Source organism: Paenibacillus sp. FSL P4-0184 (assembly GCF_038004625.1).
Classification (GTDB): domain Bacteria; phylum Bacillota; class Bacilli; order Paenibacillales; family Paenibacillaceae; genus Paenibacillus_AQ.
In genome coordinates, this window is the sequence record NZ_JBBORN010000001.1 from 4,128,158 (window position 1) to 4,144,954 (window position 16,797).

A 16,797-nucleotide genomic window follows, 5' to 3' on the forward strand; every position below is an offset into this window, starting at 1 on the left:
TTTATTTTCGGTTACCATATTCTTCTTACCGTTTATGATGAAATAGTTCCTAAGAATTACTAAAAATTGACTAACGTAATGAGGTGCAGAAGGATGAAATGGTTTTATAATTTGAGAACAGCAGTGAAGCTAATCTCAGCATTTGTGTTGGTATCAGTCATTTTATGCTTTGTAGGATTCTATGGAATAAGTAATTTGAGTAAGATGGATGAGTCCATCGAGGATATGTATAAAAATCGCTTAACACCGATTGCCTATCTCGGTGAAGCGAATGAACTTTTTTTAACGAATAGAATAAACATCCGGGATATAAATACGATGGCCCAAACCGAGGTGAAGAAAAAAGAATATCGGGATAAATTACATAAGAATGTCCAAAGCATTGAAGACATCATGAGTAAATATAGTAAGACAAGATTGAGAGAAGAAGAATTAGAGAAAATGAAGGATTATCCTGAGATCTGGCAACGCTATACCACCAGCGTGGATCATGCAATTGAATTGGATAAGAAGATCATTAGTAATGAAGAATATACGAATTATTTGCTGACAGGAGATTTACAGTTGGCCACTACGGAGATGACCGATTTCTTGCAAGGTTTAATTGACATCAATATGAAGCAAGCACAGGAATCCAGTGATAACGCCAATGAATTATATCAATCCTCTCGGTTGATTACCTTTAGTGTTACTATCATTGCACTTTTAATCAGCGTGGGTTTTGGCTATCTAATCTCGCAAATTATAGCACGGCCTCTTAATCAAGTGATGCGCCTGCTAGGTAAAGTAGCTAATGGAGACTTAAGCGAAACTTCGAATCTAAATTCTAAGGATGAGATCGGAAAACTTGCGAATTCTGTGAATGAAATGGTTCTGAACTTAAGGCATACTGTGGGGGGGATTTTGTCCTCTGCGGAAAGTGTCTCGGCGGCAGCACAGCAAATATCAGCAAGTACTGAGGAAGTAGCTAGCGGCAGTATGAGTCAAGCCACTGCAGCGCAAACGATGAATGAGTTGTTCCGAGAATTGTCTGAAGCGATTAATTCAGTAGCTCAGAGTGCAGAGCAAGCCTCAGAGCTGTCAGATCATACGATGCGTATTGCTCAGGATGGAGGTGCGGTGGTTACTGACTCCATTCAAGGGATGACGTTACTTAACAACCAAATGTCTAGACTAGAAGAAGGCTCAGATAAAATTGGCGAGATCATTGCGGTCATTGATGATATTGCAAAACAGACCAATCTGCTGGCTCTTAACGCAGCTATAGAAGCGGCTCGTGCAGGTGAACAGGGCCGAGGTTTTGCCGTTGTAGCGAATGAAGTAAGAAAGCTAGCAGAGCGGAGCAGTGAGGCTACTAAGCAAGTCACGGACATTATTAAAGAAATGCAGAAGAATACGCAGCATAGCGTGAAGGCTGTAGTCGAAGGCGTAGCTTTTTCACAAAAAAATGGGGAAGCCTTTGATCATATTCTCTCTATGGTGAACGATACCGCTCATAAAGTAACAGAAATCGCTGCTGCCAGTGAAGAACAGGCCGCGCAGTCATCAGAGGTGTTGTACTCGATTGAGAGCATATCGGCAGCAACGGAAGAAATGGCGGCAAGCAGTAGTGAAACGGCAACAACGGCTAATGCATTAGCACAGCTCGCGGAGGAACTAAATGCACTCGTATCTATTTTTAAAGTTAAATAAACTGTGTCATGGGGATCATCATTGATAGGAGAGGAGAAGTAGTGCAAAAGTTAAAGGTGCTCGTTGTAGCTACTTCAGTAATGATGCGTAAACAGATCTCGAACCTTATTGCGGAGGATTCAATTATCGAGGTCATTGGAGCAGCTCGAAATGCATCCGAAGCGGTTAGTATGGTTCAAGAACTCAGGCCTGATGTCGTGACGATTGATATAGAAGTGCCAGAATTGAATAGTTTAGTAGCACTCTCTAGTATTATGTCACAACGTCCAACCCCTATCCTTATCCTAAGCTCGGGATCAAAGGATGGAATAACAGCAACCATCACAGGTCTACAGAACGGAGCAGTGGACTTTATATCCAAGCCAACTCAGTTACATGGATCTGATTTATCCCAAATAAAAGACGAGCTAATATTCAAGCTTAAACAAGCTGCTCAAATTCCTTTGAGAACCCTTATCCTTAACAATATTACTGTTTCGAAAGTGATGACAGGACAACAGGCAGAAGACAACTCTAAGAACGGTGGTATGGAAGAATTCGATCAAATCGTAGCCATAGGATGTGGAGTTGGTGGCCCGAAGGCGCTTGAAATCGTAATTAGCTCGCTCCCGGCAAACTTCTCATATCCTTTGTTAATCGTTCAGCATATGCCACCCAAGTATACGAAAGTATTAGCAGAACGATTGAATCGATTCTCAAGTGTACGGGTGGTTGAGGCGAAAGATGATCAATTGGTACATGGCGGAACGGCATATATCGCACCTGGTAATTGTCATATGACCGTAGTTCAGCAAGGGCAAGTATGTAGAATCAAACTTCACAAGAAAGCTCCTGTGAACGGATACCGTCCATCCATTGATGTATTGTTCGAATCGATTACTGGACTGAAAAGCTTGAAGCAGCATTTGATTCTAATGACCGGAAGGGGAAACGATGGCGCGAGAGGCATGCTGAATGCCAAACAAGCTGGCGCCCAATCTACCCTTGTAGAGTCGCAAGAGACTTCGATTGTAAATGAAATGCCTGAAGCGGCGGGTGAGCTCAAGTGCGTGGATTATGAAGTTCCTTCATTTTTGTTGGCCTCGAAGATTATGGAGGTTACGGGGATGTTGGACGAACAAATTTGATGAAAAATCATTACCATAGGCGTTGGTAGGAGGAAAATCCACCAACGCTTTTTTATGTAAACCTAGGGTTTCATCCCAAGTGGGGATAAAATTCCTATAGATTTATTCCATGTTGACACCTCCAAATGATAACGATTATCATTTGAGTTGTGAATGGCTTTATTTGTATTGGCGAAGAAGGAGAGGCTTTGGATGGCTTTAAAAATATTGAATTTGGAGATTCATGATCTTTTTGAACAATTTACAGAGCGGATAGAAGGGCATGTTGAGCACAACCAGTGGGAACAACGTCTTATCATACCCTCGCATATCGGTCAGGGAAGCATTACACGTACGCGGATTCGTCCAGGTATGGAGATCATGTATACGGATATAACTTACGAACAAGATATGAAGCTCTACATTCAGGAAGCTTGTCCGTTATTCGAACTAAGCTATAACGTGAATGGAGAAATCTATTGCGAATGGAACGGCAAGGAAAGTCACACGGAGAAACAAACAGGCAATGTTCTTTTTTTAGAGGATGTTCAGGTGTATGAAGAGAAAAAAGCTGGTGTCTCCAATCAATTGTTAGAAATACGGCTAGCTCCTAGCGAACTGCTGTATTATGCCGGAGATCTAGCGGAGAAACAACAGATGGAGACCTGGCTTAAACATCATCGTGGAAATATTGACCGTTATCCTGACACTGCGGCGATTCGAAAATGTGTCTTTGAAATGATCCATTGTACTTATCATGGAACATTGAGACGATTATATATGGAGAGCAAAGCGCTTGAATTTATCGCTTTATTTGGGGAGTCCGATGGTTACGGCTCTATGAGCGGGAGTATGACGTTCCGGCCTGATGATATTATTAATCTAAAGCGGGTACATGAGTTGGTGCAAATCCATTTCGAACAACCGCTGTCCATACGTGAGTTAGCCAAGCGGGTAGGCATCAATGAATTCAAGTTAAAAAAGGGTTTCCGTGAGTTATTTGGCATGACGATCTTCGAGCTTGTTCGTATAAAGCGGATGGAGAAGGCACTTTGGTACATGGAGGTAGAAGGTTTGAATATAGGAAAAACAGCCGTTTCGGTCGGATATAGTAATGTCAGCAATTTCACGACAACCTTCCGTAAGCACTATGGCTGCAATCCAAGCGAGTACTTAAAACGTATCGAACAACAGAATTTGGAGCGAAATAGGATCTAGAAGGATTTGTACTTACAGATGGCTTCATGCAGTAGAACATAGGGTTCGGAATCGAACACTATATTCTGCCTGTTTGAGGTTTTTTTGTGTTTGCTCCCTTATCAAGGAGTAAACCTCCCTTAACAGGTAGAGAAAAAGACTATTCTAATTGATAATCATTATCATAGATTTCATGAAGAGGTGGTAATACAATGCAAGAAGTTGATTCGAGACGTTGGTATGCGCTATGGGTTATTCTACTTCCAACATTACTCATTTCATTGAATACTTATATGATTCAAGTCGCTCTTCCATTAATGCAAAATCGCTTGAATGCGAGCTTCTCTGAAGCACAGCTTATCGTCACCGGATTTTCGCTAGGATTAGCTGTGGCGTTGATCATTAGTGGTAAACTTGGGGATATACACGGCAGAAAACGGATGCTGATTATCGGAGTGAGTGGATTTACGATTATGGCAGTGTTGGGTGGTTTGACCTCAGATCCGACACTTCTGATTGTTATTCGCATCATACAAGGTATGGCAGCTGCGCTTATCCAGCCTCAGGTTTTGTCTACACTTCAGGTCAGCTTTCTGCCAAAGGAAAAGGGGCTTGTTTTCGGTATTTATGGTGCAATGATTGGCATTGGATTCGCTTTCGGATTTATTCTCGGAGGCACTATTGTGAATTGGAATCCGTTCGATCTTGGTTGGCGAACGGTATTTTTTTTCAATGTGCCCTTCGGACTTCTCGTCCTGCTGTTAATGCCGATTGTTCCTGAAACAAGAGCCGAGCAGACGCACAATATTGATTGGACGGGAAGCTTCCTACTGCTGATCGGTTTGTTTCTGCTGATCTATCCGTTATCTGAGGGACAAAAACAAGGATGGCCCTTGTGGATCTCAGGCTGTCTAATTATAGCTTTATTCGTGTTGTTTACATTTATCTGGGTTGAAAATCGGAAAGGAAAGCAGGGGAATTGTCCATTAGTCGATCTGTCTATTTTCAGACATAGAACATTTAGTATAGGTCTGGCGACCGTGCTTGTCCTTTATCTAGGCATGTTCTCCTTCTTTTTTGTTTTAAGCTACTATATGCAATTTGGCTTACACTATAATGTTCAAGATACAAGTTTGGTTTTTTTGGCTATAGGTATAGGTTTTTTTCTGACTTCCCTGATATCATCTCGAATGGTCAGAAGATGGAGGATGAGTGTACTTAAAATAGGTGCACTGATAATGGGATGCTCTAGTTTATTACTTATATGGGAGCTAAATGTGGATGCGACGCATCTGCTGGGCGCACGAAATATTTTAATATTATTGATATATGGCTTCGGTCTCGGCATGGCTACTACACCATTAGTCAACGTCACGCTCAGTTCAGTACCAGCAAGAATTACGGGCACAGGGTCAGGTCTGATCACTACATTTATGTATTTAGCAAACTCGTTAGGGGTGGCTCTAATCGGTATTTTGTTCTCCACTTCGTTGAAACATTCTCTTTTGGAAGCAGATTTATCGGATTATGTAAGGGCGTTTTCCTTCTCACTGGCAGCTATCGGAGGACTTGCTTTTACTGGTTTTGTTTGTCTTTGTTTCTTACGAGAGCGGAAATGATAGAGGAGGAATCAAGTTTTCTTGTTCTGTGAGCAATCTAACAACCGTTCTCTTCACTTAGTTTTATAGTATTTACAGGAATAACATAATTCCATTTAATGTTAATCCGCCAAGCTATGAAGGGGACGGTGCGAGCATGCCTATTCTAGAGGTAGAGAATCTCTCAAAAGAATATAAAGGCAAGGGCAAAATGAATGTGTTTCGGGCGCTAAACGGCATAAGCCTGAATGTGGATAGCGGAGAGCTTGTTGCGATTATGGGGCCTTCGGGGAGTGGTAAAACGACGCTGCTAAACATCCTTAGCGGGATCGACACGGAATATAGTGGGGTAGTCCGGATTGCAGAGACTAGTATAAGCGAGATGTCTAAGAATGAGCTTGCACTGTTTCGCCGGCAGCGAATGGGGTTCGTTTTTCAAGATTACAATCTGCTGGATAGCCTGACCCTACGGGAAAATATAATGGTGCCCATGGTTCTGGATGACCAAGAGGTAGACGACATCAATACCAAGACAGATGAGACGTTATTGCTCTTTGATCTGGGCGAGGTGAAGGATAAATATCCGTATATGGTTTCAGGAGGACAGCAACAACGAGCGGCGATTAGCAGAGCGATTATTAATGATCCGGAGGTGATCTTTGCGGATGAGCCGACGGGCAATTTGGATTCCAAATCCTCAAGTATAGTAATGAAGACCTTCGCCAAACTGAATGCTCTGAAAGGAGTAACAATTGTGATGGTCACGCATGATCCTTTTGCGGCCAGCTATTGTAATCGCGTGCTCTTTATCAAGGATGGGAAGACTCTATTAGAGATTACTAGGGACAATAAAGAACGGAGAGCATTTTTTGATAGGATTCTGGAGAGTCTGGCCTTCATTGGAGGGGGAGAAGATGACCTTTAGGAGAATGGCTATTCAGATGTTTAAGGCGAACCTTAGAAGGTACTTGTTATTTTTCCTATGCAGCAGCTTTACGATTATGGTCTTTTTCGCCTTTTACTCCCTGTATATAAACCCTGATTTTAATGACCCCTATCAAGTAAATGGAATGGTGTCTGGTAATTTATATGCTCCTTTCTTGGTTATGAGAGTGTTTGCTGTTCTATTTATTGTATATGCACAAATGGCCTTTTTGAAATTTAGAAAAAGCGACTTTGGGCTGTTAATGGTGCTTGGAATGACGAGCCACAATATCCGTAAAATTATTTTGTTAGAAAATAGCATGATCGCATTAGCTTCGATTCTCACGGGTTTAGGTGCAGGGTCGGTCTTCTCCGGTCTTTTCTTCTTCATCATCTCGTTGTTTGTTAATATAGGGGGCAGTTCTTTTTCACTTACACTGGAAAGTTATCTGTATACCATTAAATTCTTCGGGATTATTTACATAGCTGTGATTGGAATCCAATTAATATTAACGCTGAGATACAACATTGTACGCCTTTTAAAAGAATCCAGAACCGCAGAACGTAGCCTTCTTCATGGTAAAATCACAGGGATCATCGGAGTCGTACTACTGGGGATCTCCGTTTATGATATGATTACTCATTACAGTCCTGATGATGCCCGTATGATGTTAATCAATCTGGGAGTAAGTATGGTGGGTGTCTATTTGCTGCTGTCAGGACTTGGGGACTGGATGAAACTTTTTATATCGCGATCAAGCAGAGCCTATCACAAGCACCTGCTGTTTAGTTCCAATTTGATCTATACCCTTGGTCGCTCCAAAATAGTGCTTTCTCTTATCACCTTCCTCGTCTTCATAACAATTTCTCTAAGCGGTATTATTTTTTATTTGACCTGGAATGCTGAGGATATTCCAGTTGCAAACAATCCATATGATATTGCCTATGCAGAAGTATTCGGGAAAAATAGTATCTCACCAAAAATACTAAGCGAGATCACGGATCATGGCGCCACGCCGCTGCTTTCACACCAAAAGCTGGAGTATATCGACTTGTTTAATTTCAAAATATTTCTGGACCAGAATATAAATGCATTAATCGGCACTGATTATCATGTGGAGAAAGATCACTTTCTTAATCTTGCCTTAGTTGCTCGAGGAGAAGAATGGAAGAATCAAAGACCAGAGATGCCCAGCTTCGAAATGAAGCTTTCTTCTGGGAATCATACGTTGTACTCACAAGGACTTATATTTAAAATGCTATTTAACCCTGTGCCGAATCTTATGAATGGTCTTCATGTCATTGTTAACGAAGAGGATTATATGGCGCTGAAAGCGGAAAATAAAAAAGCGATCGGTAACCTTCAGCTCTTGAATTTTAAGGATTGGAAAAAAACTACGGATATAGATGCTAAGTTAAATGCCGCTTTAGCCAAATATAACAAAGACAATACAGAGTCCTGGTATGGCAATGAGCGGCAAGAGGCCCTCGTATTCTCTACGAAGTCTAGAATAAGTGACTATCTACAGTTACAGGAGTCTGGCCGATTTGGAATCTTCGTAATTTCATTTGTTGGTTTAATATTTTTCGGCGCCTCCGGGATAGTGCTGCATTTCAGTATTCAGACCGATTTAGAGCGTGAGAGGATCAAATTCAGGAAGCTGAACAAGATTGGAATTACTTCTAAGGACGTGGCTCGCATTATAGGCGGCCCTTTAAAAGTGCTGTTTTTTCTCCCGTATGCATTAGGTATTGCATTGTCTTCTTTTTATGTTGTTAGTTCTTCCAGAGTTGAAATGTCTACAGCTCTGGAGCCGATGTGGTTTTGTTTGTTGGTAGGCGGAGCATATCTTTTATTTCAAGTCCTTTTTTATCGTATATACACCAAATTATACACTCGCAATATGCTGGCTCATATCGGACTGCTTGATGTTCCCACAACGAATAATACAAGATGTAAATTTAATTCCAATTATGATAATATTAACAAATAAAATCGTGGGGGGATTCCATTTGAAAAAGATTTTTTCCAGAATTGCAGTCGCATTAATGATCTTGATCCTTGTTGCGATAGTCACTTGCTTTTATATTGGTGAATTCACCTATGCGTATGGATTAATTTTGGTGCTGTTTTTCGTATTTGCGGGGATGGGGCAGCTCTATAAGCTTAAAAATGATGAGTATATGTACAAAAAATTAAATAACACTGATGAGTATAATGAATATACTAGATGATATAAATTTAATAGAAACTTCTTATGTATAACCAAAACACCCCACTTTAGGCGATGCCTAATAAGTGGGGTGTTTCTTTATGTGTCTATTCTTATTTCTTACCGTTGCGCTCAAGAATCATATCAACGAACAGATCGATTTGTGCGGTAATGGCAATAGGATCATAGCGATAAAAAGTATCAAAATCGTTGTAGAACAGATGGTCGTTCTTCGCAGCAGCAAGTCCGTTCCAAACGGGTGATTCCTTCAGCTCTTTCAGCTTATCACCTTTTTTATCAGGATCATAAGTAGTTAGGAACATGTAATCCGCTGCATATTCTGGCAACAGCTCCATGGATAGCTGCAGTGTTTGGTTGTCATTGCTGTTCTTAGTAGGCATTTTCAGCTTAAGTGCATTATAGAGGGCTTGTCCACCACGGCCCGCATTGTTACCGAAGGTCCATAGCTCACCTTTGTCAGTCAGCTCATAAATTCCGAATGTATCATTTTCATTCACGACACCTTTAAGCTTTTCGCGGCCTTCAGCAGCCTTTTTCTCAAAGTCAGCAATGAATTGCTCAGCTTTATCAGGTGCTCCTACAATATCTCCAAACAGTTTTACGGTTTCATAGATGTTCGTAGCAGTTCCGTATGGAATATGAATGGTTGGAGCGATTTTGGATAATGCATCATAGTTGTCATCGTACATAACTACAATTAGATCAGGTGCAAGTTCTAGTGCTTTCTCAGCATTGACTGGAGCACCAACATCTTGTGTGTTTTTGAGCAGGTCTTTCAAGAAGGGGTTATCAAAAGTACTAGGTTCAACGCCTATGACGTTAGCTCCAACGGAGAGTAATTCCCCACCATAATAATCTGTAACGATCCGCTGAGGTTTAACTGGGATTTGAACAGTACCTTTAGTAGTTTCATAGCTGCGCATTTCGGCAGCGGAAGCATCAGGAACAGCTATTGCCTCTGCACTCGGGGCTGTTGTTGCTTCAGTTGTCGCTGTTGGTGTATTAGATGAAGCCTTGTTGTTTCCCCCGCAAGCCGTCACAAATACAGACAATAACATTACGAGTGCCAGGATGGGGAAAAGGGTCTTTCTTTTTAGCATGGTAAACCTCCCTAAGTATATGTACCAAATAATAATAATGAGAATCATTATCATCGTTATTATCAATTTGAACTGTATCAAAGCTTAGAATTTCTGTCAATGCAATAAATTAAATGGTACCAATTAAATCTATCTATTGCCAAACCTAGGAAATGTAATTTACAATAGTCTAATGATAATGAGAATCAATTTCACAGAAATAGGGTGGCATTCATGAATCAACAGATAACTACCAGGATAGGAGCCGATAAAGGAGTAGTTAAACGAGAATTTCGTTCACGTCCTTGGGCGGCAACATTAATCTTGGTCGGCGGTCTGGCACTATTATTATTAGGAATCGCTGTTTCCGTCTCCTTCGGTGCAGCAGATATTAAGCTGTCTGTGGTATGGTCAGCTGTGTTTCACTTTGATCCGGAGATCATGGATCATCAGATTATTAGAGAATTAAGATTACCTCGTGTACTTGGCGGAGCAATGATAGGGGCTAGCTTTGCAGTTGCAGGGGCCATTATGCAAGGGATGACGCGAAATCCATTGGCTGATTCAGGTCTGATGGGTATCAACTCAGGCGCAGGATTTGCGCTCGCATTATGTTTTGCTTTTTTTCCAAATTTATCGTTTATGTATTTGATTCTATATTCTTTCGTGGGTGCCGGCGTAGGCGCGGGTGTCGTATACGGAATAGGATCACTTGCTAAGGGAGGATTAACTCCTGCTCGTTTGGTGCTGGCCGGTGCTGCTTTTAGTGCGCTTTTGTCGGCGCTGAGTGAAGGGGTAGCTTTATATTTTCACATCGGTCAAGATTTAGCTTTCTGGTACGCGGGAGGCGTGGCTGGAACGAAATGGATCCAACTCAAAATCATGTTCCCTTGGATAGGGGCTGCTTTAATTGGTGCAATGGTAATCTCTCGATCGATCACGATGCTCAGTTTAGGTGACGATGTTGCGAAAGGTCTAGGTCAGCGTACAGGGCTTGTGAAGTTGGCAGGTGCATTAATCGTATTGATTTTAGCTGGATCATCGGTTGCCGTAGTTGGTGCAGTTGGTTTCATTGGACTGATTATTCCGCATTTGACACGATTTTTTGTGGGTGTCGATTACAGATGGATTATTCCTTGTTCAGCGATCCTCGGCAGTCTACTTGCTGTATTTGCAGATTTAACTGCGCGGATGATTAATCCACCTAATGAAACGCCACTTGGCGCTATTATTGCACTGATTGGTGTACCATTCTTCCTTTATCTTGCACGTAAAGAAAGGAGGGAGCTGTAATGATGGAAAAGACGACATTCGGTTCCTTCGAAGCCGCCAAAAATAAACGGGGCTTAATTATCATGATTTCTTTGGCGGTACTAATTGTGATTGCTTTTATTATTAGTATGAATACAGGTTACATACGTTTGACTCCTATGGAGTTGATTAATACATTGTTCGGTAAAGGAACCGACAAGCAGGAGTTAATCTTGTTTCAGTTTCGACTGCCACGTATTGTGATTTCCATTCTAATTGGGGCAGGTCTGGCTGTATCCGGTGCTGTGATGCAGGGCGTCTTTCGTAATGCGTTGGCGGACCCTGGTATCTTAGGGATTAATGCTGGTGCAGGAATTATGGTTATGCTGTTGATCTCTTTTTACCCTACGGCAACCGCGGCTCCAGTGTATCTGCTGCCAATGGTAGCGTTCGTCGGTGCGGGGCTTACAGCTGCCTTAATCTATGCTCTAGCTTATAAACGGCACCAAGGAATATCGCCTATGCGTCTACTGTTGACTGGTGTAGCTGTCGCAGCTGGGATGAGTGCAGCTATGATCGTGCTTACGCTAAGGCTTGATCCAGAAAAATACCAATTCGTCGCTACTTGGCTAGCAGGCAGCATTTGGGGAACAAGCTGGAAGTTTGTACTTTCACTCCTACCGTGGATTCTTATTCTGGTGCCTTATGTCATCTATAAGGCAAGGGTGATGAACGTACTGAATCTAGGGGAGCAGACCGCTGTGGGACTTGGTGCCGCAGTAACGAAGGAACAATTTCGGCTTCTTGCGGCTGCGGTAGGATTAGCAGCGGCGAGTGTCGCTGTCAGCGGTGGAATTGGTTTTGTGGGATTGGTCGGACCCCATTTGGCGAGACGGTTAGTTGGGCCGAAGCATCAACTCATGCTTCCGACTTCGGCACTGCTTGGGTCACTACTCGTTATTACAGCGGATACCATTGGACGCTGGATCCTCCAGCCGTCTGAGATTCCTACGGGTATCGTTGTAGCTGTAATTGGAGCACCATACTTTTTGTATTTGTTAGCCCGTACGAAATCTTGATGAAAGTAGGCTGATCTCTCACCAGAAGGAGCGAATTATTAACATGTTGCGTCGTTTTTTTGCTTACTATAGGCCCTATAAGGGATTGTTTATTCTTGATTTTTCTTGTGCGATTGCTGCTGCACTACTTGAACTGGTCTTTCCGTTAGCCGTTAACCGGGTAGTAGATGATCTGCTGCCAAGCGGCAATTGGAGATGGATACTCTATTCATGCCTCGGCTTGCTGGGGATATATATTGTCAGTGCCTTTATGCATTTTGTCGTCACTTACTGGGGGCATAAGCTGGGGATTAATATCGAATCGGATATGAGAAAAAAGCTTTTTGACCGAGTTCAGAAGTTATCTTTTAATTTCTTTGACAACAACAAGACCGGCCATCTAGTATCCCGGATGACAAATGATTTGATGGACATCGGTGAGATTGCCCACCACGGGCCAGAGGATCTCTTTATAGCAGTAATGACGCTGCTCGGTGTGTTCGGCATTATGCTCAGTATCAATTGGCAATTAGCAATTCTGACGTTTGTAATCGTTCCGCTTATGATTTATTTATCCATGTACTTCAGCCGGAAAATGTCTAAAGCCTTCCACATCATGTTCGCGGACATTGCTGACTATAACGCACGCGTGGAGAACAATGTAAGCGGGATCCGCGTTGTGCAAGCTTTTGCTAATGAGAATCATGAAATTTCCCGTTTTGCGGTCAATAACGAACGCTTCCGTATAACAAAGCTGATGACCTATCGAATTATGGCTTGGAATTCATCCTTTAGCTTTGTTCTCATGAAACTGGTCTCGTTATTTGTTCTCGTATGCGGAACCTATTTTGTAATCCAGAAGCAAATGACCTACGGTGAATTTATTGCTTTTGTGATGTTGTCCAATGTATTTTTAGGACCATTACAACAGATTAACTCGGTCATTGAGACCTATCCCAAAGGCATTGCAGGTTTTAAACGTTATCTCGAACTGCTGGAGACGGAGCCGGATGTTGATGATGCGATTGACGCTAAGACAGTTCATGATCTTAAGGGGAATATAACCTTCCATGATGTGGCTTTCGCCTACAGCGATAAAGAGAACGTACTCCAAAATGTGAATCTGTCGATTCAAGCAGGAGAGACCGTTGCTCTGGTCGGTCCATCTGGTGCGGGTAAGACAACGCTTTGTAGTCTACTACCTCGCTTCTATGATGTAAGTGAGGGTAACATTAGCATTGATGGAATTGATATTCGTTCCATGAAGCTTGAATCTCTTCGTTCACACATCGGGATTGTACAGCAAGATGTATTTCTGTTTGACGGAACCATCCGTGAGAATATCGCTTACGGGCGGTTGGGTGCCTCCGATGAAGAAATCTGGGAGGCTGCACGGCGCGCCCAACTGGAAGAGCTGATCAAATCCCAGCCTGCTGGGCTGGATACTATGATCGGGGAGCGGGGCGTTAAGCTCTCTGGAGGTCAGAAGCAGCGGCTGTCCATTGCCCGGATGTTCCTGAAGAATCCAACGATTCTCATTCTAGACGAAGCCACATCGGCGTTGGATACCGAGACGGAGTCCGCAATTCAGGAAGCACTTGCGGAGTTGTCACAAGGTCGTACGACGCTTGTTATAGCTCATCGATTGGCAACGATCAAGAATGCCGACCGTATTGTTGTCGTTGCGGAAGGTGGTATCGCTGAGCAAGGCAGACATGAAGAACTGTTACAGACTACCGGAATTTACAGTCGACTACATGAGGCACAATTTGGAGCGTAAGAAGCCAAGGGCATCAATAGAATATACTTTTGGAGGGACATAATGAACAATCAACTGGAATTATACGATGTAACGATTATTGGCGGCGGACCTGCTGGGATGTATACAGCTTTTTATAGTGGAATGAGAGACCTCAAGACGAAATTGATTGAAGCGAAGGATGAGCTCGGAGGAAGAATGCTTATTTATCCTGAAAAAATGATCTGGGACGTAGGCGGAGTAACGCCGACTCTCTGTCATCAGCTGATCGGGCAGCTCAAGGAGCAGGCGCAGACCTTTGAACCCACAATTGTGCTGGGACAGCAAATCATGAATCAAGAGAGACAAGAAGACGGGACATATATCTTAACCTCGTCTACCGGGGAACAACACTGGACACGAACCGTTATTCTGGCAATTGGCTACGGAATCCTACAAATGGCTAAACTCGAAATCGAAGGTGCGGATCGCTATGAGGTGACGAATCTTCATTATACCGTTCAGGAGCTAGAGCCATTCCGTGGCAAAAGAGTGCTGATCTCCGGCGGAGGAGACTCTGCAGTAGATTGGGCAAATGAACTGGAGTCCATTGCAGCAAGTGTAACGATTGTTCACCGTCGTGAACAGTTTGGGGGTCATGAGAAAAATATTGTGCGGATGAAGGAATCTTCAGTCAATGTCCGAGTGCCCTATGCAGTAAGCCAATTACACAGCAGTAATGGGGAAACGATAGATCAGGTGACGATCAACCACATAGAGACAGGTGAAACAGAGCAATTTGAAGTGGATGCAGTGATCGTAAACCATGGTCTTAAGAGCGATTTTGGTCCGTTAAAAGAGTGGGGCCTTGATATGGGCGAATGGTGTGCGAATGTATCTGATAAGCTGGAGACCAATCTCCCAGGCATATTTGCAGCTGGTGACTTTGTGGATTATACAAGTAAGGTACGTTTAATTGCCGGTGCTTTCACCGATGCAGTTCTGGCGCTTAATAGTGCCAAGCTGTTCATAGATCCAACTGCGGCTAAAGTTGCTTATGTGTCTTCTCACAATGAGCGGTTCAAAGAGAAGAATAAGGCGCTTGGTGTCGTTGACGACCATTAATAGCGGTAAATTCTTAAGGAATAGGTTTGATTTTAATGTTGAGCGTATAGGGCTTCTTATCCATTTCGAGCGGAGAGAAGCCTTATGCGCCTTCTTTATATTTCAAGGTTTAATAGCCTGATGATCTGGAAGGGAGCAGGAATGAAGCTATCTAATAATAACCTGGTATACAGAATTTATATGTTAAAAGAGGCTGGGAAACGCCAATGGGGCGGTGGTCACATCAGTAATCTCCAGATGGCCCAGTCCCCACTCTTCCTGACACCAATAGAAGCTACCGTTCTAATAACCATTGAAGGAGAGACAGTAGCTCTTAAAATAGGTGAAATTCTTTTTTTAAGTGCAGGTACGACTTATCATATTAATGTTAATGCTACATTAGAGACCGTTATCTCTGTTCTAGCAATCTCCTATGAGGTATATGGGCTAAGCAATAGCACGGAGCAAGAATTGGTCTATGGACTTTGCCGTGAATTTTTTCCGGTCAATGGGATTTTACCAGTACGTACGACGAATAAAATAACCCGCTTATTCAGCGAATTGGAAGACGTTGCTGCCAATAATTTAGAAGCACAGGCAGATAGAATTCAATCCTTGCTGCATCAGCTGCATCAACTGGTTGTAGAGGCTGATACTGAAGCAGACATTACGGATAGTTCATATTTCAGAATGCTCTCTTATATTCACCAGAACATCCAAAAGGAGATTACGCGAGAGATGATGTCTAGAATGATGGGATTTAATCCTCGCTATTTCTCAGTATGGTTCCGCAAGCAGACGGGGTGGAGCTTCACCGAATATGTAGCTCATTTAAGAGTGAATAAAGCGAAAAAATATTTGATGTCCAGCCAAGCAACAATCCAGCAAATTTCTCAAAAAGTAGGCTATTCAGATGGACTATATCTGAGCCGGAAATTCAAGCAAATCACCGGGATGACTCCAACAGATTTCCGTTTGCGTCCCAAACCGATGCGGATAGTTGCGTTGCAATTTTTCGGGGATTTACTTGCGCTGGGAGTGAAGCCTGTCGCGGTTGAAAAAGATGTGATGAACTACTCATTGCTTTTACAGCCGGAACTGGCGGATGTACGATCGTTTGAGTTGCAGGGATGTCCGGCGGAAGCGGACTTGTCTGGACTGGAAGCTGATATAGTCATTGCACCGACCTATCTGAGCCCCCGTCAGCTTAAATGGATGGAAAAGTTGGGTCCACTAGTTACGGTGGAATGTGATGAAATGGACCGCTTAGAACAGATTCGTTTATTCGGCAGACTGCTGGGAGAAGAGGAGAGGGCAGAAGCATGGATAAGACACTATCATTTGAAAATAGATTTGGCCAAGCAGCGCTTGTCCTCACTAATTGAATCTGGTGAAACGGTAGCGGTGTATGAGATTAGGCAAGATAACAGTATTTATATCTGGAATCATACAGCCCGAGGTGTGTACAATCTGTATCCAATGCTAGGGTTAGCTCCGCCGGACAAGGTAAGGTCAGATGTTCTGGAGCGGAATGATCATCTATGCATCTCACTGTCGGAATTGCCAATATACGCGGCTGACCATATGTTTGTGGTTGTATCAGGACAAGAGGACTGGATGTCGAGAACACGTAAACGCATTAGCAAGAGTGTGGTTTGGCGTAGTCTTCCAGCATTCAGGAATGAACGCACATATTACCTCAAGCTTGAGGAATTTTGGGGCAGCGAAGGGCTTGCACTCGAACGTCAGTTGGAGATACAGACAGATTTGTTAATCGGCCATAAGTTAAGCTGACAATCGTCCATAGCCAAATTGA

The 16,797-nt window shown here is 42.9% G+C and carries 13 protein-coding genes; 12 read left to right on the plus strand and 1 reads right to left on the minus strand.

The genetic code is table 11. The features are described from left to right. Positions 1-93: 93 nt before the first annotated feature. The 7 genes from MKY52_RS18045 to MKY52_RS18075 all read left to right on the plus strand — a co-directional run bounded on the left by MKY52_RS18045 (position 94) and on the right by MKY52_RS18075 (position 8,752). Complete coding sequence (locus tag MKY52_RS18045; protein ID WP_076284517.1) at positions 94-1,692, plus strand: HAMP domain-containing methyl-accepting chemotaxis protein; 1,599 nt, start codon at positions 94-96, stop codon at positions 1,690-1,692. A gap of 41 nt (positions 1,693-1,733) precedes the next feature. Continuing rightward, positions 1,734-2,819, plus strand: coding sequence for a chemotaxis-specific protein-glutamate methyltransferase CheB (gene cheB, locus MKY52_RS18050; RefSeq protein WP_341052634.1), 1,086 nt, complete (start codon positions 1,734-1,736; stop codon positions 2,817-2,819). A gap of 192 nt (positions 2,820-3,011) precedes the next feature. Beyond that, positions 3,012-4,016: a helix-turn-helix transcriptional regulator gene (locus MKY52_RS18055; protein ID WP_341052636.1), complete on the plus strand. Its 1,005-nt coding sequence runs from the start codon at positions 3,012-3,014 to the stop codon at positions 4,014-4,016. A 191-nt stretch (positions 4,017-4,207) separates the two neighbouring features. After that, the gene (locus MKY52_RS18060) at positions 4,208-5,614 is read left to right on the plus strand and encodes an MFS transporter (RefSeq protein ID WP_341052639.1); all 1,407 of its coding nucleotides are present in this window, start codon (positions 4,208-4,210) and stop codon (positions 5,612-5,614) included. A 136-nt stretch (positions 5,615-5,750) separates the two neighbouring features. Further along, on the plus strand, positions 5,751-6,518 hold the full coding sequence (locus tag MKY52_RS18065) for an ABC transporter ATP-binding protein (protein WP_341052641.1): 768 nt from the start codon (positions 5,751-5,753) through the stop codon (positions 6,516-6,518). After that, complete coding sequence (locus MKY52_RS18070) at positions 6,508-8,511, plus strand: ABC transporter permease (protein ID WP_341052643.1); 2,004 nt, start codon at positions 6,508-6,510, stop codon at positions 8,509-8,511. The genes MKY52_RS18065 and MKY52_RS18070 overlap by 11 nt, the downstream gene beginning before the upstream one ends. Positions 8,512-8,530: 19 nt before the next feature. Then, positions 8,531-8,752: a hypothetical protein gene (locus MKY52_RS18075; RefSeq protein ID WP_339266252.1), complete on the plus strand. Its 222-nt coding sequence runs from the start codon at positions 8,531-8,533 to the stop codon at positions 8,750-8,752. Between the two features lie 91 nt (positions 8,753-8,843). Here MKY52_RS18075 and MKY52_RS18080 read toward each other — a convergent pair whose 3' ends face one another. Beyond that, positions 8,844-9,851 (minus strand): ABC transporter substrate-binding protein, encoded by a 1,008-nt coding sequence (locus tag MKY52_RS18080; protein ID WP_341052647.1) that lies wholly within the window; start codon positions 9,849-9,851, stop codon positions 8,844-8,846. A gap of 213 nt (positions 9,852-10,064) precedes the next feature. On the opposite strand from MKY52_RS18080, the gene MKY52_RS18085 reads away from it, so the two are divergent. From MKY52_RS18085 to MKY52_RS18105, 5 genes are all read left to right on the plus strand, one after another. Continuing rightward, positions 10,065-11,123 (plus strand): FecCD family ABC transporter permease, encoded by a 1,059-nt coding sequence (locus MKY52_RS18085; RefSeq protein WP_042190334.1) that lies wholly within the window; start codon positions 10,065-10,067, stop codon positions 11,121-11,123. 2 nt (positions 11,124-11,125) lie between these two features. Next, positions 11,126-12,160, plus strand: coding sequence for a FecCD family ABC transporter permease (locus tag MKY52_RS18090; RefSeq protein ID WP_445671024.1), 1,035 nt, complete (start codon positions 11,126-11,128; stop codon positions 12,158-12,160). Between the two features lie 43 nt (positions 12,161-12,203). Next, complete coding sequence (locus MKY52_RS18095; protein WP_042190332.1) at positions 12,204-13,919, plus strand: ABC transporter ATP-binding protein; 1,716 nt, start codon at positions 12,204-12,206, stop codon at positions 13,917-13,919. Between the two features lie 42 nt (positions 13,920-13,961). Then, positions 13,962-15,002 carry an NAD(P)/FAD-dependent oxidoreductase gene (locus tag MKY52_RS18100; RefSeq protein WP_341052652.1) on the plus strand — a complete coding sequence of 347 codons (1,041 nt, stop codon included), beginning with the start codon at positions 13,962-13,964 and terminating at the stop codon, positions 15,000-15,002. A gap of 141 nt (positions 15,003-15,143) precedes the next feature. Continuing rightward, positions 15,144-16,775 carry an AraC family transcriptional regulator gene (locus tag MKY52_RS18105; RefSeq protein WP_341052655.1) on the plus strand — a complete coding sequence of 544 codons (1,632 nt, stop codon included), beginning with the start codon at positions 15,144-15,146 and terminating at the stop codon, positions 16,773-16,775. Positions 16,776-16,797 lie beyond the last annotated feature (22 nt).

Excerpts from the sequence above, each read along its gene's own strand:
- MKY52_RS18045 (WP_076284517.1), top strand. The coding sequence starts at position 94 with ATGAAATGGTTTTATAATTTGAGAACAGCAGTGAAGCTAATCTCAGCA.
- MKY52_RS18070 (WP_341052643.1), top strand. The coding sequence starts at position 6,508 with ATGACCTTTAGGAGAATGGCTATTCAGATGTTTAAGGCGAACCTTAGA.
- MKY52_RS18105 (WP_341052655.1), top strand. The coding sequence starts at position 15,144 with ATGAAGCTATCTAATAATAACCTGGTATACAGAATTTATATGTTAAAA.
- MKY52_RS18055 (WP_341052636.1), top strand. The coding sequence starts at position 3,012 with ATGGCTTTAAAAATATTGAATTTGGAGATTCATGATCTTTTTGAACAA.
- MKY52_RS18080 (WP_341052647.1), bottom strand. The coding sequence starts at position 9,851 with ATGCTAAAAAGAAAGACCCTTTTCCCCATCCTGGCACTCGTAATGTTA.
- MKY52_RS18065 (WP_341052641.1), top strand. The coding sequence starts at position 5,751 with ATGCCTATTCTAGAGGTAGAGAATCTCTCAAAAGAATATAAAGGCAAG.
- MKY52_RS18100 (WP_341052652.1), top strand. The coding sequence starts at position 13,962 with ATGAACAATCAACTGGAATTATACGATGTAACGATTATTGGCGGCGGA.
- MKY52_RS18095 (WP_042190332.1), top strand. The coding sequence starts at position 12,204 with ATGTTGCGTCGTTTTTTTGCTTACTATAGGCCCTATAAGGGATTGTTT.
- MKY52_RS18060 (WP_341052639.1), top strand. The coding sequence starts at position 4,208 with ATGCAAGAAGTTGATTCGAGACGTTGGTATGCGCTATGGGTTATTCTA.
- MKY52_RS18090 (WP_445671024.1), top strand. The coding sequence starts at position 11,126 with ATGGAAAAGACGACATTCGGTTCCTTCGAAGCCGCCAAAAATAAACGG.
- MKY52_RS18085 (WP_042190334.1), top strand. The coding sequence starts at position 10,065 with ATGAATCAACAGATAACTACCAGGATAGGAGCCGATAAAGGAGTAGTT.